Raw genomic sequence first — 19,712 nt, 5'->3', positions numbered from 1 at the left:
CGGGGGATGCGCGAAGCCGAGGTCCGGGCCGCCTTCGCCAAACAGGCGGCGATCTGCACCGCGTCGGGCGCCCCGTTCACCGGTCGGGTCTGCGGCCTGATCGGCGCGCGGGTGGATCGATCCGGCCCGATCGGGCGGCGTCTGCTGGACTGGCCGGGCAATCCTTCGCACGAGGGCGATGCCCTGCCGCTGCGCCTGGCGGGGGGGCTGCACGCCCTGGCGCGATCAGGCCTCGACCCCGCGTTGAGCGCCGTCTATCCGCCCCAGGTCGCGCCGTCCGCTGATGACCGTCTGTGGGCGGTGGTGAGCCGATCTCTCAAGGACCAGGCCGCGCGTATCGATCCTTGGCTGAACGGTCCGCCGCAGACCAATGAGGTCGGCCGCTGCAATGCCCTGATGGCGGGGCTGCTGGTGCTGGCGGACCGCTTTGGACTGCCGTTCGCCCTGTATGAACTGGGGGCCAGCGCCGGGCTGAACACCCAGCCGGACCGGTACGGCTATCGGCTGGGCACCACCCAGGCCGGCGATCCGGCCTCTCCGGTCCAGCTGAGGCCGGAATGGCGCGGGACCTCGCCACCCGGGGCCGAGGTCTCGGTGATCCGGCGCGCGGGGGTGGATCGCCGGCCGCTCGATCCCTCGGACCTGGAAACGCATGCCACCCTGAGCGCCTATGTCTGGGCGGACCAGGGCGAGCGCTTGGCCCGTCTGGAGGCGGCCCTGGCCATCGCCGCGGCGAACGACATGCGCATCGAGACGGGGGATGCCGCTGAATGGCTGGAGCGCACCCTGTCCTTAGACCCCGAGCCCGGTGTCTGCCGGGTCGTCATCCATACGATCGCCTTTCAGTATTTCCCGTCCGCCACCCAGGCGCGGGTCCGGGCCCGGATCGAACAGGCGGGGGGCGGTGCCCATCGCGCCGGTCCCCTGGCCTGGCTGCGCTACGAGGCGGAGGCGTCCGGGTTCGAACGACAGCCGGTGCTGCGTCTGACCCTCTGGCCCGGCGGGGAGGAGCGGGCTCTGGCGCACGGCCACCCGCATGGAACGTGGTTGGACTGGCTTTGATCAGGCCGGCTGGGTCGCGGCCGAGCGCCGGGCCTCGCGCTGCGTCCACAGCCGGTCGTGGATGGCGAAGAAGACCATCTGCACCAGAGGCTCGATGACACCCACCGTCAGGGCGACGCGGATGTCCTGGGTGATGGCGAAGGCCACCGACACCGCCACGACGAAATGCATCAGGCCGTAGGTCACGGTCTTGACCGCGATCTTCTTCAGCGAGGGCAGGGCGTGGCTGTGGCCGTGGTGGCCGTGGGCCCGGGCCTGTTCCTCGGCGTTCATCACGTCCAGGCGGGCCGTGACGGCCTCGCTGGCCTCCTCCATCCCGCTGCGGATGCGGCGGTGCTCGATCCGGTGCCAGATGCGGTCGTGGACCGAATAGGCGATGGTCTGGAAGAAGGGCTCGATCGCGCCGATGGCCAGGGCCATGCGCCAGTCGCGGGTGATGGCGAAGGCCACCAGCATCGCCACGACCAGATGCATCACGCCGTAGCTGGCGATCTTGAGCGCGAGGCTCCGGACGGATCTGGCAATCGTGACGACCATCGTGACCCTAAATGTTAGCTTCGGCTGAAAGTTTCAAGTCCGGCTGAAAAGACTTACGCGCGAGATGGCGTTTGGATGCGCGACGGTTGACTTCGCAGCCGCGAGAGAGGATAGGCGGCCCGCAAAACGGAGACTCCCATGGAGATTCGCGAAGGGCTCACCTTCGACGATGTTTTGCTCGAACCCGGCCCGTCCGAGATCATGCCCGCGGAAGCGGACGTCTCGACCCGTCTGACGCGCGACATCCGACTGAACATTCCCCTGACCTCGTCTGCCATGGACACGGTCACCGAGAGCCGGCTGGCCATTGCCATGGCCCAGGCCGGCGGTCTGGGCGTGCTTCACCGCAACATGACGGTGCAGGAACAGGCCGATCAGGTCCGCGAGGTGAAGCGGTTCGAAAGCGGCATGGTCATCAACCCGGTGACGATCCGCCCCGACACCACCCTGGGCGAGGTCCGCGAGATCGTGGCGCGGCGCAAGATCTCGGGCTTCCCGGTGGTCGACGACAGCGGCCGTCTGGTCGGCATCCTGACCAACCGCGACATCCGCTTCGACACCGACCCCAGCCGCAAGGCGGCCGAGCTGATGACCACCGAGAACCTGGTCACGGTGCGTGAAGGCGCGGGCCGCGACGAGGCGCGCTCGCTGCTGCGGACCCGCAAGATCGAACGCGTCATCGTGGTGGACGAGGCCTATCGCGCCACCGGCCTGATCACGATGAAGGACATCGAGAAGGCCCAGGCCCATCCCCACGCCGCCAAGGACGAGCAGGGCCGGCTGCTGGTCGGGGCCGCCTCGACCGTCGGCGACGCGGGCTATGAGCGCTCGATGGCCCTGGCCGAGGCCGGGGTCGACGTGGTGGTGATCGACACCGCCCACGGCCACTCGGTGCAGGTCAGCCGGGCCGTCGAACGCATCAAGCGCGAGAATAACCGGGTCCAGATCATCGCCGGCAACGTCGCCACCTATGACGGGGCCCGCGCCCTGATCGATGCGGGAGCCGATGCGGTCAAGGTCGGGATCGGCCCGGGCAGCATCTGCACCACCCGCATCGTGGCGGGCGTCGGCGTGCCCCAGCTGACCGCCATCATGGAGGCCGTGCGCGCGGCCAAGGACTCTGGCGCCCCGGTCATCGCCGATGGCGGGATCAAATATTCGGGCGACCTGGCCAAGGCCATCGCGGCCGGGGCCTCGGTCGCCATGATGGGGTCGATGTTCGCCGGCACCGACGAAAGCCCGGGCGAGGTCTTCCTGTACCAGGGGCGCAGCTACAAGTCGTACCGGGGCATGGGCTCGGTCGGGGCCATGGGGGCCGGCAGCGCCGACCGCTATTTCCAGAAGGAAGTCGAGGACAGTCAGAAACTGGTCCCCGAAGGCATCGAGGGCCAGACCCCCTACAAGGGGCCGATCGCTCCGGTGCTGCACCAGATGGTCGGGGGCCTGCGCGCCGCCATGGGCTATGTCGGGGCCGCCACCATCGCCGACTTCCAGGACCGGGCGCGCTTCGTGCGCATCACCGGCGCGGGCTTGCGCGAAAGCCATGTCCACGACGTGATGATCACGCGCGAGGCCCCCAACTACAGGCAGGGGTAGGACCATGAGCGACGCCTGGGTCCTGGTCACCACGCCCGAGCTGACCATGCTGGCCGCGACCCTGGTGCTGGCCTTCGTCCTGCTGTTCCTGCCCGCCGCCGGCCGGACGATGGCCAACGGCATCGACTGGAACGCCGGACCCCGCGACGGCGTGCCGGCCCGGCCGGGGATCGTCACCCAGCGGCTGGAGCGGGCCCAGGCGAACATGTGGGAGACCCTGCCGCTGTTCATCGGGGCGGTGCTGATCGCCCATGTGACCGGCGAGGACGGGCCCCTGACCTTCTGGGGCACTCAGGCCTTCTTCTGGGCGCGACTGGTCTATATTCCGCTGTACGCCTTCGGGGTGCCGTTCGTGCGCTCCTTCGTCTGGCTGATCGCCATGGGCGGTCTGGTCGCCGTCTTCGCCGCTCTTTTCACCTGAACAACCTGAACTGAACCTCCTGATTTGACCCCCGCCGCCCGTCTCGCCTCCGCCGCCGCCATCATCGACCGCATCAGCGCGGGCAAGGCTCCGGCCGAGGCCGTCTTGAAGACCTGGGGGACCGAGAACCGCTACGCCGGCTCCAAGGATCGCCGGGCCATCGCCGATCAGGTCTACAAGGTCCTGCGCGCGCGCGGCCGTCTGGTCTGGGCCATGGGCGGGCGCGAGGACGGCCGGGCCCTGGTCATCGGCGCCCTCAGCCTGATCGACGGCCTGTCGGTCGAAGAGATCGAGGCCCTCCATTCCGGCGACGGCTATGGGCCCAAGCCCCTGTCCAAACAGGAGCGCTCGCGCATCAGCATGACCGCCGACGAGGTGCCCGGCTGGGTCGCCGCCGGCCTGCCCGAGTTCGTGGTCGAGGACTTCAGGACCACCTTCGGCGATCGCTGGGCCGAGGAGGCCGCCGGCCTGATGGTGCCCCGGGCCCCGATCGACCTGCGGGTCAACGGGGCCAAGGCCACCGTCGCCGAGGTCGTGGCCGAGCTGCGCGAAGCGGGCCTGTCGCCCGAACGCACCCCCTGGTCCGCCTGGGGCCTGCGCCTCTCGGCCGAGCCCCCGCCCAACGTCCAGGCGCTGGAGGCCTTCAAGGCCGGCCGGATCGAGATCCAGGACGAGGGCAGCCAGATCGTCTGCTGGCTGGCGGGCGTGGAGCCCGGCATGGCCGTCGTCGACTATTGCGCCGGGGGCGGGGGCAAGACCCTGGGCCTGGCCATGCAGGGGCTGGCCTCCGGCGCCTCGCGCGTCGAGGCGGCGCCGGCCGATCCCGAGCGTATCTGGACCCCGACCGGCTGGGTCGATGCGCCGAAATCGAAGCCCAAGCCCGCGACGATCGCCCAGGCCGAGGGCCGGCTGATCGCCTGCGACGTGGTGCAGAAGCGGCTGGACAACATCCGGCCCCGCCTCGCCCGCGCCGGCGTCGAGGCCGAGCTGATCCACCTGGGCCCGAACGGCGGCGGGGTCGAGGACATCGTCGGCATCGCAGACGTGGTCTTCGTCGACGCCCCCTGCACCGGCTCCGGCACCTGGCGGCGCCGGCCCGAGGACGCCTGGCGGTTGAAGCCCGAGGAGGTCGACCGCATGCATTCGCTGCAGATGGCGATCCTGGCGCGGGCCGCGAAACTGGTGAAGCCCGGCGGCCGGCTGGTCTATGTGACCTGCTCGATGCTGCGGGTCGAGAACGAGGCCACGGTGGACCATTTCGAGGAGGACCATCCGTCCTTCGCCCCGGTCCCCATCGCCGAGGCCCTGGGCAGTTCGGCCCTGAGCGACGCGGGTCGCAACACCCTGGCCGGTCTGGCCCAGGGCCATCGCCTGCGGATGTCGCCGGCGACGACCGACACGGACGGCTTCTTCGTCGCCCTGTATGAGCGGCGGGCGTGAGCGGGACTTACGCCCTTGCCAACTTCGGCCCGCTGACGGCCCTGTGCGTCATGGCGGCCGAGGCCGAATACGGCCCGGCGCTGCGGACGCGCATCCAGCCCCTGATCACCGGCGTCGGCCCGGTCGAGGCGGCGGTCTCGACCACGGCCGCCCTGGCGGACCTGGCGCGAGAGGACCGTCTGCCCGACGTCGTCATCTGCCTGGGCTCGGCCGGGTCCCAGACCCTGGAGCACGGCCGCGTCTATTGGGTCGACGAGGTCGCCTATCGCGACATGGACGCCTCGGTCCTCGGCTTCCCGCCCGGGGTCACCCCCTTCCTGGACCAGCCCGCCGTCCTGACCCTGGCCAGCGGCCCGGCCGGCCAGCCCTATGCGCGGCTGGCGACCGGCGGCAGCGTGGTCTCGGGCGAGGCCTATGACGCCATCGACGCCGACATGGTCGATATGGAGACCTATGCCGTGGTCCGCGCCGCCGCCCGGTTCGACGTGCCGGTCCTGGGCCTGCGCGGCATTTCGGACGGCAAGGCCGACCTGACCGGCCTGTCCGACTGGACCGACACCCTGCACGTGATCGACGAGGGCCTGGCCGAGGCCCTGGACCTGCTGAAGGCTGAGTTCGAACGCCTGACCGCCCCCCTGCCCGAGGAGACCTGATGACCCACCCGACCCCGCACCAGAAGGTCCTCATCGTCGATTTCGGCAGCCAGGTGACGCAGCTGATCGCGCGCCGCCTGCGCGAGGCGAACGTCTATTGCGAGATCCACCCCTATGCGAAGGCGGAGGCCGCGCTGGCGGCGATGACGCCCGCGGCCATCATCCTGTCGGGCGGGCCCGAGAGCGTGCACGAGGCGGGCAGCCCGCGCGCCCCGCAATCCGTGTTCGAGGCCGGCGTGCCGGTTCTGGGCATCTGCTACGGCGAGATGACCATGTGCGAGCAGCTGGGCGGCAAGGTCGAGGGCGGCCACACGCGCGAGTTCGGCCGCGCCGAGATCACCGTGCAGAAGTCTTCGCCCCTGCTGGCCGACCTGGCCTCGGTCGGGGCGGACGAGACCGTCTGGATGAGCCACGGCGACAAGATCGTCGCGATCCCTCAGGGCTTCGACGTCGTCGCCACCTCGGCCGGGTCGCCCTATGCCGTCATCGCCGACGAGACCCGCCGCTTCTACGGCGTCCAGTTCCACCCCGAGGTGATGCACACCCCGCGCGGCGCGACCATGCTGAAGAACTTCACCCACGGCATCGCCGGACTGAAGGGTGACTGGACCATGGCCGCCTATCGCGACGAGAAGGTCGCCCAGATCCGCGAACAGGTGGGCTCGGCCAAGGTCATCTGCGGCCTGTCGGGCGGGGTCGACTCCTCGGTCGCCGCCGTCCTGATTCACGAGGCCATTGGCGACCAGCTGACCTGCGTCTTCGTCGACACCGGCCTGCTGCGCAAGGACGAGGCGACCCAGGTCACCACCCTGTTCCGCGAGCACTACAACATCCCCCTGATCCACGTGGATGCGTCCAAGGAGTTCCTCGGGGCCCTGGCCGGCCAGTCGGACCCCGAGACCAAGCGCAAGACCATCGGCCGTGTCTTCATCGAGATCTTCGACCGCGAGGCCGGCAAGATCGAGGGGGCCGAGTTCCTGGCCCAGGGGACCCTCTATCCCGATGTGATCGAGAGCGTGTCGTCCTCGAGTGGCAAGGCCCATGTGATCAAGAGCCACCACAACGTCGGCGGCCTGCCCGACTATATGAAGCTGAAACTGGTCGAGCCCCTGCGCGAACTGTTCAAGGACGAGGTGCGGGCGCTCGGCCGCGAACTGGGCCTGACCGACGCCTTCGTCGGCCGCCACCCGTTCCCTGGACCGGGCTTGGCCATCCGCATTCCCGGCGAGATCACGCCCGAGGCCGTCGAGACCCTGCAGCAGGCCGACGCCATCTATCTGGACGAAATCCGCAAGGCGGGTCTCTATGACAGCATCTGGCAGGCCTTCGCCGTCCTGCTGCCGGTCAAGACCGTCGGCGTCATGGGCGACGCCCGCACCTATGAGAAGGTCCTGGCGCTGCGCGCCGTCAGCTCCACCGACGGCATGACCGCCGACTTCTATGAGTTCCCCTGGGACGTCCTGGGCAAGTGCGCGACGCGGATCGTCAACGAGGTCCGGGGCGTCAACCGGGTGGTCTATGACGTGACGTCCAAGCCGCCTGGGACGATCGAGTGGGAGTGAGGCCCGGCGTCGCCTGACCGGGGGTCGCTGCGCCATGTCTGAGGGCCGCCGGCCCCGGAAGATGGCGTAATCTGATCTGGACCTTCCGTTTCCGGGTCACAACCCCGAGCTGCTCGCCCTGCTGACGCCCGCCCTGAGCCACGCGCTGGAGGCCATGCAGGTGCGGTCGCTGAGCGAGCGGACATTGCAGCGTCGGATCACCGAGGAAGGCCACAGCTTCCGCGAACTGCTGGTCGAGGCCCGGCTAGAGCTGGGACACCGGCTTCTCAGCGACGATAGGGTGGAGCGCGACGAGATCGGCTTCCTCCTCGGCTACCAGGACGCCACCTCATTTCATCGCGCGTTTCGCGAATGGGAAGGGGTCACGCCAGCCCGTTGGCGGGCCCTTTGTGCCGGTGATTCACCGGACGCGACGCGCTGACCTCGACGCCAAAGGGTTTGGCTGCCCGCCGCGCGTCGCGCGCCTGTAGCATTTGTTGGCTGTTGCGCCTCGAGCGCGGCGGCTACACCGGGCGGGAAGGAGGGCGGGCGCCCTCATCGTCTTATCTCTGGTGCCGGAGTCACTCATGGAATCTGTCCGTATCGGCGTGGTCGGAATCGGCAAGATTGCGCGCGACCAGCATCTGCCTGCCCTGGCCGCCAGTCGCGATTTCGAACTGGTCGCCGTCGCGACGCATCATGAGGGCGTCGAGGGGGTGCCGACCTATCCCAGCATCGAGGCGATGCTGGAGGCGGATCCGGCCATCGGCGCCGTCAGCCTGTGCACCCCGCCCGTGGGACGCCACGACATCGCCCGGGCGGCGCTCGAGGCCGGCCGTCACGTCATGCTGGAGAAGCCGCCGGGGGCCACGGTGGCGGAGGTCGACCATCTGGCGGGCCTGGCGGCTGAGCGCGGGCTGACGCTGTTCTGCACCTGGCATTCGCGGGAGGCGGCCGGGGTCGAGACGGCCCGGGCCTGGCTGAGCGAACGGACGATCCGGTCGGCGCAGGTCATCTGGAAGGAAGACGTCCGTCGCTGGCATCCGGGGCAGCAATGGATCTGGGAGCCGGGCGGCCTGGGCGTGTTCGATCCAGGCATCAACGCCCTGTCCATCCTGACCCGGATCCTGCCCGAGCGGGCCATTCTGCAGCAGGCCACCCTGGCCTTCCCGTCCAACCGGGCGGCGCCGATCGCGGCCGATCTGACGTTCCGCACCGTGTCGGGCGCGCCGATCTCCGCCGCCTTCGACTTCCGCCAGACGGGACCCCAGTCCTGGGACATCATCGTCGAGACCGACACCGGCACCCTGGTGCTGCACGACGGCGGCAGCCGCCTCGTCATCGACGGCGAGACTCATACGGTCGAGACGGGCGAGGTCGAGGGCGAGTACCCCAACCTCTACCGCCGCTTCGCCGACCTGATCCGTCGCGGCGAGAGCGACGTCGATCTGGAGCCGTTCCGCCACGTCGCCGATGCCTTCATGCTCGGCCACCGCACGGTCGTCGAGCCGTTCGACGACTGACCCGGCCGAACCGGGCGGCTCCGCGAGCCGCCCGGTCGCCGCTTAGCGCGCGGGCGCGACGGTCGGGCGGCCGTCGACCCAGTCGAGACGGTCGATGTACATCGACCGCTGACCCCAGCCGCCGTCGGTCAGGGGACGCCGCCAGCCGTGATAGGCGATCCACGTCCGGCCTTCGCGTTCGAACACGCTGACATGACCGGGTCCGACCAGGCCCCTGAGGCCGGGGGTCGAGCTCAGGATCGGGTTCTGGGGCGCATCCTGGCACGGACCGACCGGGCTCTGGCACAGGGCGTATCCGGTCCCATAGGCCCGGCCGCCGAAATCGTTGGCGCTGTAGAACAGGGTATAGACGCCGTCGCGCACGACCATCTGCGGGGCCTCGACCACCTTGCCTTCCCAGGCGGCGTCGTTGGTGAACCCCGGCACGGTCGCCGGCGCCCCGGTCAGGCTCAGACCGTCGGCGGACAGGCGCTGGGCCACCAGGGTGATCGGCACGTCGCAGCAGTTGCCGTCGCTCTTCACATAGAGCCACAGGTCCTCTCCGTCCCGGAACGGACTGGCGTCGATCACGCCCAGGGGCCCGCCGCAGGTCAGGGGCTCGGCTTGGGGCACGAAGGGGCCTCCCGGCGCCGCGGCGACGGCGGCGCCGACGCACAGGGTCAGGCCGTCGGGACGGGTCCGGGTGGCATGCCGCGCGCTGAAATACATCACGTAGCGGTCGCCGATGCGGATGGCCTCGGGGGCCCAGATGTCGGGCCGCCCGGGCCGGGCCCAGGGGGGCGCGACCGGCATGGCGTCCGCCGCCGCCGACCAGGACCGACCATCGGTGGAACGCGACATCTGCACATTCAGGAGCTTGCCGCGTTTCCGCGAGTTGGTGGCGTAGGCGACCAGCCCTGCGTCCGTCGACAGCACGAACGGGTCGGGGAAGTCGGCGTCCAGGACGGGCGCGCGGGGGCCTTCCTGGGCGGCGATCGGGGTCGCCAAAAGCAGGGCCGCGAGGGCCAGAGGGAGTGTGAATGCCGACATCGGAGCCCCATCGTTGCTTATTGCCAATGAAAACATGTTAACATATAAATCAGATAACGATCCAGTAGATGATCGACGGGCGTCAGCCCTGGGAGGTTCCATGCGTACTGCGGCGATCAGCTGTCTGACCCTCATTGCCCTGTCTGCGGGCGCGACCACGGCCTTGGCCGGGACGGCCCAGCGTGCCGAGTTCGGCCGGATGCCGGACGGGCGGGTGGTCGAGGCGATCACCCTGACCAACGACGCCGGCATGACCGTTCGGGTCATCGCCCTGGGTGCCGCGATCCAGTCGGTGATGGTCCCGGACCGCGACGGCCAGATGGCCGACGTGGCCATCGGCTATGCGACCCTGGACGGCTATCTCGCCATGCCCGAGTATTTCGGCGCGACCGTGGGGCGCGTGGCCAACCGCATCGCGGGCGGCCGGTTCGAGCTGGACGGCAAGACCTATCAGACCCCCGTGAACAACGGCCCGAACGCCCTGCACGGCGGCACCGCCGGCTTCGACAAGGTGCTGTGGGAGGTGGTGGAGATCGAGAGCGGCGACGCCCCCAGCGTCACGCTGCGCTACGTCAGCCCCGACGGCGACCAGGGCTATCCGGGCGAACTCACCACGACCGCCACCTATGCGCTGAACGACGCCAACGAGCTGTCGATCGACTACCGGGCCACCACGGACGCCCCGACCGTCGTCAACCTTTCGAACCATGGCTACTGGAACATGGCCGGTGACGGCGCGACCGCCGGCGCGCTCGGCAATCTGCTGACGATCCCGGCCGAGGAATATACGCCCACGGACGCCACCGCGATCCCCACCGGCGAGTTCCGCAAGGTCGAGGGCACGGTGTTCGACTTCCGTACCGCCACGGCCGTGGGCGACCGCGTGCGCGACGCCTCCGACGAGCAGATCGTCTTCGGGCGCGGCTACGACCACAATTGGGTGATCAGCCGCGAGCGCTCGGCCGAGCCGCGCATGATCGCCCGGCTGGAGGACCCCGTTTCGGGCCGCACGATGGAGCTGATCTCGGATCAGCCCGGGGTGCAGTTCTATTCGGGGAATTTCTTCGACGGGACGATCGTCGGCAAGTCGGACCGGATTTACCGGATGGGCGATGCGGTCGTGCTGGAACCCCAGATGTTCCCCGATACGCCGAACCAGCCCGCGTTCGGCTCGGTGCGGCTGGATCCCGGCCAGACCTACCGCAACCACATGGTGTTCCGTTTTTCGACCACCCCCCGCCGCTGAACCGACCCGACTTTCCGAGGAGTTTCCCGACCATGCGTCCATTCCGTCTGCTGCCGTACGTCCTTGGGGCCAGCCTGTGCCTGGCTCTGCCCGGCATCGCGGCGGCTCAGGAGCCGTCTCCGCGCGCGGTGAGCCGCGCGATCGCCGGCGACTCCGATCGGTGGACCGTCGCGAAGGCCGACGCCTGGTACGCGGCCCAGCCGTGGATGGTGGGCGCCAACTACACGACCTCCAGCGCCATCAATCAGCTGGAGATGTTCCAGGCCGAGACCTTCGACGCCGAGGCGATCGACCGCGAACTGGGTTGGGCGCATGAGAAGTTCGGCATGAACGTCATGCGGGTCTATCTGCACGACCTGCTGTGGCAGCAGGACTCGGCCGGTCTGATCCAGCGCGTCGACCAGTTTCTGGCCATCGCCGACAAGCACGGCATCAAGGTCATGCTGGTGCTGTTCGACAGCTGCTGGAACCCGGACCCGGTGCTGGGGCCGCAGCATCGGCCGATCCCCGGCGTGCACAACTCCGGCTGGGTGCAGAGCCCGGGCCGCACCGACCTGATCGACCCGCGCAACGACGCCCGCTTCCGGGCCTATGTCGAGGGCGTGGTCGGGGCCTTCGCCCAGGATCAGCGCGTGCTGGCCTGGGACATCTGGAACGAGCCCGACAACCAGGGTGGGGGCAGCTATCTCGACGAACAGCTGGCCGACGAGATGAAGCGGATCGAGGAACTGCTGCCCCAGGCGTTCGACTGGGCGCGCAGCCAGAATCCGATCCAGCCCCTGACCAGCGGCGTCTGGATCGGGCCGGACTGGTCTCCGGGGTCGCCGACCCTGAACGGCATCCAGCGCGCCCAGCTGGCCAACTCCGACGTCATCACCTGGCACAACTATGAATGGCCCGAGCAGTTCGAGGGTCGCATCGCCCAGCTGCGCCCCTATGGCCGGCCCATGATCGTCACCGAATGGCTGGCGCGCGGCAACGGCTCGAACGTCGAGACCATCCTGCCGATCGCCCGGCGCGAGAACATCGGCATGATCAACTGGGGCCTGATCGACGGCGACACCCAGACGCGCATGCCCTGGGACAGCTGGGAGCGGCCCTACACGCTGCAGGAGCCGACCATCTGGTTCCACGACCTGATGCGCCGCGACGGCACGCCCTACCGCCAGCGCGAGGCGGAGGTGTTCAAGCGGACGATCTCGGAACCGGCGCCCACGGCGCCTTGAGCGACCGGCGGCCAAGAGGGCGGCCGCCAATAACAACCAGAAAAGACAGGGGAGAAAACACTATGCAGACCCGGACCCGGATACTCTGTTCGGCCTCGATGCTGGCCACGCTGATGGCGGCGCCCGCGCTGGCCCAGACGGCAACGCCAGCGCCGGCGCCGGCACCGACACCGGCCGCGCCGGCGGCGCAGGTGCAGGTGCAGGATGACACCGTCCTGGAAGAAGTCGTCGTCACCGGCTTCCGCCGGAGCCTGCAGACCGCCCAGGCGCAGAAGCAGAACGCCGACCAGATCGTCGATTCCGTCGTGGCCGAGGACATCGGCAAACTGCCCGACGTCACGGCGTCCGACTCGCTGGCGCGGGTCACAGGAGTCCAGGTCGAGCGCGGCGGGGGCGAGGCGGGACGGGTGCTGGTACGCGGCCTGCCCGATCTGACGACCACCTACAACGGGCGGGACATCTTCACGGCCGAGGCCCGTTTCGTGGCCATCCAGGACTTCCCGGCCGGCGGCGTGGCCGCGCTGGACGTCTTCAAGTCCACCAGCTCCGACCAGGTCGAGGGCGGGATCGCCGGCCTGATCAACGTCCGCTCGCGCCGGCCTTTCGACTTCAGCGGGCTGGAGATCGCGGGCGGCGTGCGGGGGACCTATGCGGGCCAATCCGAGGAGTTCGACCCCAACGCCAACCTGCTGGTCAGCAACCGGTGGGACACCGGCATGGGCGAGGTCGGGGCCCTGCTGAACGTGTCCTACACCCAGCTGCGCTATCTCGACTCCGCCCGGTTCAACGGTGGCGGCTTCATCGCCGACATCAACGCCGGCCAGGTGGGCGGCAACCCCGCCCTGATCGGGGCCCGTTACCCCGACGCCGTCGGAATCTTCTACGGCCAGGGCGACCGGTCGCGCCCGTCGGTCAACGCGGCGCTGCAGTGGCGCCCCAGCGAGACCCTCGAGCTCTATGCGGACTTCCTCTATCAGGGCTTCCGCAACCAGGTCTCCGACCGCCAGCTGTTCGTGCCCCTGTTCGGCGGCGTCCAGTTCAGCAACGTGGTGCTTCAGCCCAACTCCAACCGCGTCCAGAGCCTGACGGCCACCGGCGCTGTTCGGCCCGAGCTGTTCCAGGGGGCCAGCGAGAACCAGACCGACACCTATCAGTTCGCGGTCGGTGGGGCGTGGACCTCCGGCCCGGTGCGGATCACCGCCGACCTGGCGATGACGGACAGCCAGTACGACTCGTCGATCTACAGCTACGACACCAACTTCGCGTCCGCCCCGCCGGTCAACGTCAACTTCGACGTGGACGAGGAGGACGGCGGCGTCGAGTTCGACTTCGGGTCGTTCGACACCGAGAACCCCGCCAACTACATCTACCGCGGCTTCTTCGACCGGCATCTGCTGGCCGAGGGCGACGACATCCAGTTCCGCACCGACCTGACCTGGGACACCGGCCAGAACGGGATCACCCAGTTCCAGACCGGCTTCCGCTTCGTCGATCGAAACGGCTCGTTCAGCAACGGCGAGCGTTACAGCTATCAGGAGCCCCTGGGCCTGAACCCGGCCCAGACGCCCGTCGATTTCCAGCTGATCAACGGCGGCTTCAACGGGAGCGACGTCCAGCCGGTCCGCACCTGGTACAGCCCGACCTACGACAGCCTGCGCGACAACATCGCCGGCATCCGCACCCTGGCCGGCTTCCCGGCCGGCGAGCCGCCGTTCGATCCCTTCCAGGCGTTCGAGGCCAACGAGAAGTCCTACGCCGCCTACGCCCAGGTCAAATACGCGCTCGAAACGGCCCTGCCGATCGACGGCGTGATCGGCATCCGCGCGGTCAGGACGGAAATCGCGGTCGACGGGACTCAGCGCCGCTTCGTCGACGGCGCGCCCACCGTCTTCTCGCCGATCTCGAACGAAAATGACTATGTCGACTTCCTGCCCAGCGTCAGCGGCCGGATCCACTTCACCGAACAGCTGCAGCTGCGCCTGACGGCCAACCAGACCCGCACCCGGCCGAACTTCAACCAGCTGAACCCGGGCCTCTCGGTCGACCCGAACATCGACCCTGGCACGGGACGCCGCAACGCCAATGGCGGCAACATCGACCTGCAGCCGATCTTCTCGACCAACTACGACGCCAGCCTGGAGTATTATTTCTCGAGCACCGGCTTCGCCTCCCTGGCCGTGTTCCAGCGCGATGTGTCCGGCTTCATCATCAACGGGCCGGAGGACGTGGACGACCCCGTCCTGGGACCGCTGCGGATCAACCGGCCGATCAACCTGACCGACCGGACGCTGAAGGGGGTCGAGGCCAGCTTCACCACCTTCTTCGACTATGCCTTCGTGCCGGACTGGGCCCAGGGCTTCGGCGTGCAGCTAAACGGAACCTATATCGACGCCGACGAGGACCTGCCGGGCATCTCCGAGTTCGCCTACAACGTGGTCGGGATCTACGAGCGCGGGCCGATCTCGACCCGCCTGGCCTGGAACAGCCGCGACCAGTATCTGAACGGCTGCAACACCGGCTTCAACCCGGGCTGCGAATACACCGACAGCGTCTCGCGCCTCGACTTCGCGTTCAACTACACGCCGGTCGAGAACGTGACGCTGACGTTCGACGCCTCGAACATCCTGGGCGAGCCCTTCACCAGCTACCGTGAGTTCCAGGACGGCAGTGGCGCCGTGCTGGGCAGCTTCCCACGGGACGTCCGCTTCGAAGAGAGCATCTATTCGCTCGGCGTGCGCTTCCGTTACTGATCCAGGGAGGGGCGCGCAGCGATGCGCGCCTCCCGCCCGCGGGGTTCGACCTGGCGGCTGAGGGCGCTGGGTCGGCCTGACGTGAAGCACTCGAAATTGAGAGCCGCCTGCGCCCGTGGCGCAGGCGGCTTTTCGTTGCCGCTCGATCGTCTTTGAAACGCCCGAACCGCCCCCTCGCGGGGACGGCCGAGGTCAGTGATTGTCGCGGGGCAGGCCAAACTTGTCGATGATGCGGTGGTACTGGACCGCGGGCTCCAGCACGGCCCCGGTCTCCAACTCGCCGACCAGGCTCCGCTGGATCTCCTGCCAGGGGGTCTGGGACGCCGGATAGGCATAGCCCCCCGCCGCCTCGAACGCCGCGCGCCGTTCCGCCAGCTCCGCGTCGGAGATCAGCACATTGGCCAGGCCGGTGTTGAGGTCGATCCTCACCCGGTCTCCCGTTCGAAGCAGGGCGATGGCTCCGCCGGTCGCGGCTTCCGGCGAGGCGTTCAGGATCGAGGGCGAGCCCGAAGTGCCCGACTGGCGCCCGTCGCCGATGCAGGCCAGGGCCGAGACGCCCTTCTTGATCAGGTAGGCGGGCGGCCGCATGTTGACTACCTCGGCCGCGCCCGGATAGCCGACGGGGCCCGCGCCGCGCATGAACAGCAGGCTCTGCTCGGTGATGCCCAGGCTCTCGTCGTCGATGCGGGCGTGATAGTCCTCGGGTCCGTCGAAGACCACGGCCGGACCCTCGAAAGCATTCAGATCGTCGGGGTTGGACAGATAGCGGTCCCGGAACTCGGGACTGATCACGCTCAGCTTCATGATGGCCGAGTTGAACAGATTGCCGCTGAACACGACGAAGCCGGCGTCGGCGACCAGGGGATCGGCGAAGGACCGGATGACGTCGGGCAGGACGATCTCCGCCCCGGCGCAGTTCTCGCCGATGGTCTTGCCGGTGACGGTCAGGGCCTGGGTCTGGATCAGTCCCTGTTTCATCAGCTCGTTGACGACGGCGGGCACACCGCCGGCGTGGAAATAGTCCTCGCCCAGATAGGCACCGGCCGGCTGCAGGTTGACCAGCAGGGGCACATGCAGACCGTGCGTCTGCCAGTCCGTCAGCGGCAGTTCGACCCCGGCATGCCGCGACAGGGCCGCCAGATGGATCGGGGCATTGGTCGATCCGCCGATCGCGGAGTTGACGACGATGGCGTTGCGGAACGCCTCGGGCGTTAGGATGTCCGACGGCTTCAGGTCCTCGTGGACCATCTCGACGATCCGCCGACCGGTCTCATAGGCGACCTGAGCGCGTTCGCGGTAGGGGGCCGGGATGGCGGCCGAGCCGGGCAGGGACATACCCAGGGCCTCGGCCAGCGAGTTCATCGTCGTGGCCGTGCCCATCGTGTTGCAATAGCCGACCGAGGGTGCCGACGACGCCACGAGCTCGAGGAAGCCCTCATAGTCGATCTCGCCGGCCGCCATCATCTGGCGGGCCTTCCAGATGATCGTGCCGGACCCGGTCCGCTCGCCCCGGTGCCAGCCGTTCAGCATCGGTCCGACCGACAGGGCGATGGCCGGCATGTCGACGGTGGCGGCCGCCATCAGACAGGCCGGCGTGGTCTTGTCGCAGCCGATGGTCAGGACGACGCCGTCCAGCGGATAGCCGTAGAGGCTTTCGACCAAGCCCAGATAGGCCAGGTTGCGGTCGAGGCCCGCCGTCGGCCGCTTTCCGGTCTCCTGGATCGGATGGACCGGAAACTCCATGGCGATGCCGCCCGCCTCGCGGATGCCTTCGCGCACCCGCTCCGCCAGGATGATGTGGTGGCGGTTGCAGGGCGACAGATCCGAACCGGTCTGGGCGATGCCGATGATCGGCTTGTTCGACTGCAGCTCACGCCGCGTCAGCCCGTAGTTCAGGTAGCGCTCCAGATAGAGGGCCGTCATGTCCGGATTGTCCGGATTGTCGAACCAGGCCCGGGACCGCAGGCGTTTGGACTTCGTCACGGATGCCTCGGGATCCGCGGTTCCGCGGGCGATATCCACAGCGTTGTCGACCATACTGACTCCTATCCCGGCCGGTCGGCGCCGGACCACGCCCTCGTGCGCGGCCTTTCATTGCTGAAAGCCATCGTTGCCAGCGAAAATGCCTTTCGCGCGGGATCAAGTCAATTGGTCACGGGCGTCAGGCCTGCGAGACGGCCCCGGTGGCCCCTGAGATCGCCGCCGCCGCCTCGCGCAGATGACCCATGCAGGCGATCATGTCGCAGGTCGGCGGGGTCTGCTGGATGAAGGGCGTGATCAGGGTGGCGATGATTCCGTCCGCGCCCATGATGGGGGCCACCAGATCGGTCACGCCCTTGACGAAGTCGCTGTCCCGCTCGACGTGCCCCTGGTCGCTCGCGGCCTCTGCCGCCTTGATGAAGCGGCCGGTCTTTTGCACGCCGAACCGTTCGGTCAATTGCATCGCCAGGCGTTCCCTGGCCGAGGCGGAGGCACAGCCGTAGAGCAGCAGGCCCGAGGTCGCCTCGATCAGGTTGCGCCGGTAGCCGATCCGCACCGAATAGCCGAGGTCGCCCGGGCTTTCGATGCGCGCGATCACGACGATCTGGTCGCCGGATGGCACCACCAGGTGACAGGACTGACCCGTCACCGTGGCCAGGTCACGCATGACCGGCAGGGCGATCTCGGACAGGGATTTGACCGGCGCCTGGGCCATGCCGAGGGTGAACAACCGGTTGGTCAGCCCATAGCCCTGCGCCGACGGCTCGATATAGCCCCGGAACTCCAGCACCTGGATCATGCGGAACAGTTCGCTGACCGAGCGACCCAGCTCGGCCGACATCTGAGAGGGGGTCATCGGCACGCCGTGCGCCGACAGCAGCTCCAGAACGTCCAGGCCCTTTTCCAGGGCCGGGGCCCGATATTTCCGATCCTCGGTGTCCGGCTTCTGCAGCATGCGTTGTCCCCCGTCGCCGTCCCAGTCTTACGGGTTGGCGCGCCCAACCAAAAGTGACCAGCGTTGCGGCACCTGTAAACAGCAATCCGCATATGAAAAATCATTGCTCATTGCGGGCCGGTCACCTAGCGTCCGACCATTCGAGCCCGCAAAGGGCCGCACTGGGGAGATTATCCACATGTCGCTGGCGACCGTCGATCTTGTGATCCTGGGCATCTATGCCGTCTTCATCTTCGGTCTGGCCCAATGGGTGTCGCGCGACAAGGGCGGCGAGAAGAAGACCTCCACCGACTATTTCCTGGCCTCCAAGAACCTGCCCTGGTGGGCCATCGGCGCGTCCCTGATCGCGGCCAACATTTCGGCCGAACAGATCATCGGCATGTCGGGCTCCGGCTATGTGATCGGCCTGGGCATCGCCTCCTACGAATGGATGGCCGCCCTGACCCTGCTGATCGTAGGCAAGTTCTTCCTGCCGATCTTCCTGCGCAACGACATCGTCACCATGCCGCAGTTCCTGCAGCAGCGGTACGGACCGACCATCCGCAACGTGATGGCGGTGTTCTGGCTGCTGCTCTACGTCTTCGTCAACGTGACCTCGATCCTGTGGCTGGGCTCCATCGCGGTGAACACCGTCACCGGCCTCGACCAGATGTACGCCATCGTCGCGATCGGCGTCTTCGCCCTGGCCTATCAGCTGTGGGGCGGGCTGAAGGCCGTGGCCCTGACCGACATCGTCCAGGTGGCCCTGCTGGTCGCTGGCGGCCTGATCATCGGCTACATCGCCCTCAGCGAGATCGGCGGCGCGTCGGGGGCCCTGCGCGGCTTCACCACCCTGCTGACGCGCTTCCCCGAAAAGTTCGACATGATCCTGTCGCCCGACAACCCCAACTTCAAGGAACTGCCGGGCATCGCCGTCCTGCTGGGCGGGCTGTGGATCATGAACATCAGCTACTGGGGCTTCAACCAGTACATCATCCAGCGCGCCCTGGCCGCGAAGTCGCTGGCCGAGGCCCAGAAGGGCATCGCCTTCGCCGCCTATCTGAAGCTGCTGATGCCGGTCATCGTCGTGCTGCCGGGCATGGCCGCCCTGGTCCTGGCCCCGACCCTGTCGGCCCCCGATCAGGCCTATCCGACCATGATGAACCTGCTGCCCGCGGGCCTGAAGGGGCTGGTCTTCGCGGCGCTGATCGCGGCGATCGTGGCGTCGCTGGCGTCCAAGGTGAACTCGATCTCGACCATCTTCACGCTGGATCTGTACGCCAAGGCCAACAAGGGGGCCTCGGAACAGCATCTGGTGCTCGTCGGGCGCATCGCCGCCTTCGCCGCCATGGTCATCGGTATCCTGGTGGCCCGCCCGCTGCTGGGGGGCTTCTCCCAGGCCTTCCAGTTCATCCAGGACTTCACCGGCTTCTTCACCCCGTCGATCGTGGTCATCTTCATCCTTGGGCTTTTCTGGAAGCGGGCCTCCGAGGCCGGGGCCCTGACCGCCGCCATCGGCGGCGTGGCCCTGTCGGGCTTCATGTGGTGGCTGGACCGCGAAGGGATCTTCACCCTGCCGTTCATGAACCGGGTCGGCGTCGTCTTCTTGGTGGCCCTGGTCGCCGCCGTGATCGTCTCCCTGCTGTCGCCGCCCAAGGCCGGGACCATGCAGATCAAGCTGGACGGCGTCAGCTACAAGACGTCGCTGGGCTTCAACATCGCCGGCGCGGGGGTCCTGGCCTTCCTGATCGCCGTCTATGCCATCTGGTGGTGA

General features: G+C 68.3%; 16 protein-coding genes. 12 read left to right on the top strand and 4 right to left on the bottom strand.

Annotated features, from left to right (window positions below; all coding sequences use genetic code 11):
• Window positions 1-6: 6 nt before the first annotated feature.
• Window positions 7-1,062 carry a DUF2332 domain-containing protein gene (locus tag BZG35_RS12325; protein WP_077355921.1) on the top strand — a complete coding sequence of 352 codons (1,056 nt, stop codon included), beginning with the start codon at window positions 7-9 and terminating at the stop codon, window positions 1,060-1,062.
• On the opposite strand, the gene BZG35_RS12320 is transcribed toward BZG35_RS12325, so the two are convergent.
• Window positions 1,063-1,599 carry a DUF2061 domain-containing protein gene (locus tag BZG35_RS12320; protein WP_077355920.1) on the bottom strand — a complete coding sequence of 179 codons (537 nt, stop codon included), beginning with the start codon at window positions 1,597-1,599 and terminating at the stop codon, window positions 1,063-1,065. It abuts the gene before it with no gap.
• 138 nt (window positions 1,600-1,737) lie between these two features.
• Here BZG35_RS12320 and guaB point away from each other — a divergent pair, with 138 nt between their 5' ends.
• From guaB to BZG35_RS12285, 7 genes are all read left to right on the top strand, one after another.
• Window positions 1,738-3,195: an IMP dehydrogenase gene (gene guaB / locus BZG35_RS12315; RefSeq protein WP_077355919.1), complete on the top strand. Its 1,458-nt coding sequence runs from the start codon at window positions 1,738-1,740 to the stop codon at window positions 3,193-3,195.
• A 4-nt stretch (window positions 3,196-3,199) separates the two neighbouring features.
• Window positions 3,200-3,616 (top strand): MAPEG family protein, encoded by a 417-nt coding sequence (locus BZG35_RS12310; protein ID WP_077355918.1) that lies wholly within the window; start codon window positions 3,200-3,202, stop codon window positions 3,614-3,616.
• Window positions 3,617-3,640: 24 nt separating this feature from the next.
• Entirely contained in the window at window positions 3,641-5,056 is a 1,416-nt protein-coding gene (locus BZG35_RS12305) for an RsmB/NOP family class I SAM-dependent RNA methyltransferase (protein WP_077355917.1), read from the top strand.
• Window positions 5,053-5,709, top strand: a complete 657-nt coding sequence (locus BZG35_RS12300; protein ID WP_077355916.1) for a 5'-methylthioadenosine/S-adenosylhomocysteine nucleosidase — start codon at window positions 5,053-5,055, stop codon at window positions 5,707-5,709. Before BZG35_RS12305 ends, BZG35_RS12300 begins: the two co-directional genes overlap by 4 nt.
• Window positions 5,709-7,271, top strand: a complete 1,563-nt coding sequence (gene guaA, locus BZG35_RS12295; protein ID WP_077355915.1) for a glutamine-hydrolyzing GMP synthase — start codon at window positions 5,709-5,711, stop codon at window positions 7,269-7,271. The genes BZG35_RS12300 and guaA overlap by 1 nt, the downstream gene beginning before the upstream one ends.
• Before the next feature lie 154 nt (window positions 7,272-7,425).
• Window positions 7,426-7,692, top strand: coding sequence for a helix-turn-helix domain-containing protein (locus BZG35_RS12290; protein WP_077355914.1), 267 nt, complete (start codon window positions 7,426-7,428; stop codon window positions 7,690-7,692).
• A gap of 145 nt (window positions 7,693-7,837) precedes the next feature.
• Window positions 7,838-8,773: a Gfo/Idh/MocA family protein gene (locus tag BZG35_RS12285; RefSeq protein WP_077355913.1), complete on the top strand. Its 936-nt coding sequence runs from the start codon at window positions 7,838-7,840 to the stop codon at window positions 8,771-8,773.
• 42 nt (window positions 8,774-8,815) lie between these two features.
• On the opposite strand, the gene BZG35_RS12280 is transcribed toward BZG35_RS12285, so the two are convergent.
• Window positions 8,816-9,802, bottom strand: coding sequence for a glycoside hydrolase family 43 protein (locus tag BZG35_RS12280; RefSeq protein ID WP_077355912.1), 987 nt, complete (start codon window positions 9,800-9,802; stop codon window positions 8,816-8,818).
• A 100-nt stretch (window positions 9,803-9,902) separates the two neighbouring features.
• Between BZG35_RS12280 and BZG35_RS12275 the strand changes: the two genes are divergently transcribed.
• From BZG35_RS12275 to BZG35_RS12265, 3 genes are all read left to right on the top strand, one after another.
• Entirely contained in the window at window positions 9,903-11,048 is a 1,146-nt protein-coding gene (locus BZG35_RS12275; RefSeq protein ID WP_077355911.1) for an aldose epimerase family protein, read from the top strand.
• A 32-nt stretch (window positions 11,049-11,080) separates the two neighbouring features.
• A complete protein-coding gene (locus BZG35_RS12270) occupies window positions 11,081-12,274 on the top strand; it encodes a cellulase family glycosylhydrolase (protein ID WP_077355910.1) in 1,194 nt (397 codons plus the stop codon).
• Between the two features lie 62 nt (window positions 12,275-12,336).
• The gene (locus tag BZG35_RS12265; RefSeq protein WP_077355909.1) at window positions 12,337-15,024 is read left to right on the top strand and encodes a TonB-dependent receptor; all 2,688 of its coding nucleotides are present in this window, start codon (window positions 12,337-12,339) and stop codon (window positions 15,022-15,024) included.
• Window positions 15,025-15,216: 192 nt separating this feature from the next.
• On the opposite strand, the gene BZG35_RS12260 is transcribed toward BZG35_RS12265, so the two are convergent.
• Complete coding sequence (locus BZG35_RS12260) at window positions 15,217-17,061, bottom strand: IlvD/Edd family dehydratase (protein WP_077355908.1); 1,845 nt, start codon at window positions 17,059-17,061, stop codon at window positions 15,217-15,219.
• Window positions 17,062-17,185: 124 nt separating this feature from the next.
• Complete coding sequence (locus tag BZG35_RS12255; protein WP_077355907.1) at window positions 17,186-17,959, bottom strand: IclR family transcriptional regulator; 774 nt, start codon at window positions 17,957-17,959, stop codon at window positions 17,186-17,188.
• A 178-nt stretch (window positions 17,960-18,137) separates the two neighbouring features.
• On the opposite strand from BZG35_RS12255, the gene BZG35_RS12250 reads away from it, so the two are divergent.
• Window positions 18,138-19,712 carry a sodium/sugar symporter gene (locus BZG35_RS12250; RefSeq protein ID WP_077355906.1) on the top strand — a complete coding sequence of 525 codons (1,575 nt, stop codon included), beginning with the start codon at window positions 18,138-18,140 and terminating at the stop codon, window positions 19,710-19,712.

This window comes from Brevundimonas sp. LM2 (assembly GCF_002002865.1).
In the GTDB taxonomy this organism is placed as follows: Bacteria; Pseudomonadota; Alphaproteobacteria; order Caulobacterales; family Caulobacteraceae; genus Brevundimonas.
Note: the sequence above shows the minus strand (reverse complement) of the source record. Positions and strands in the feature narration are given on the sequence as shown.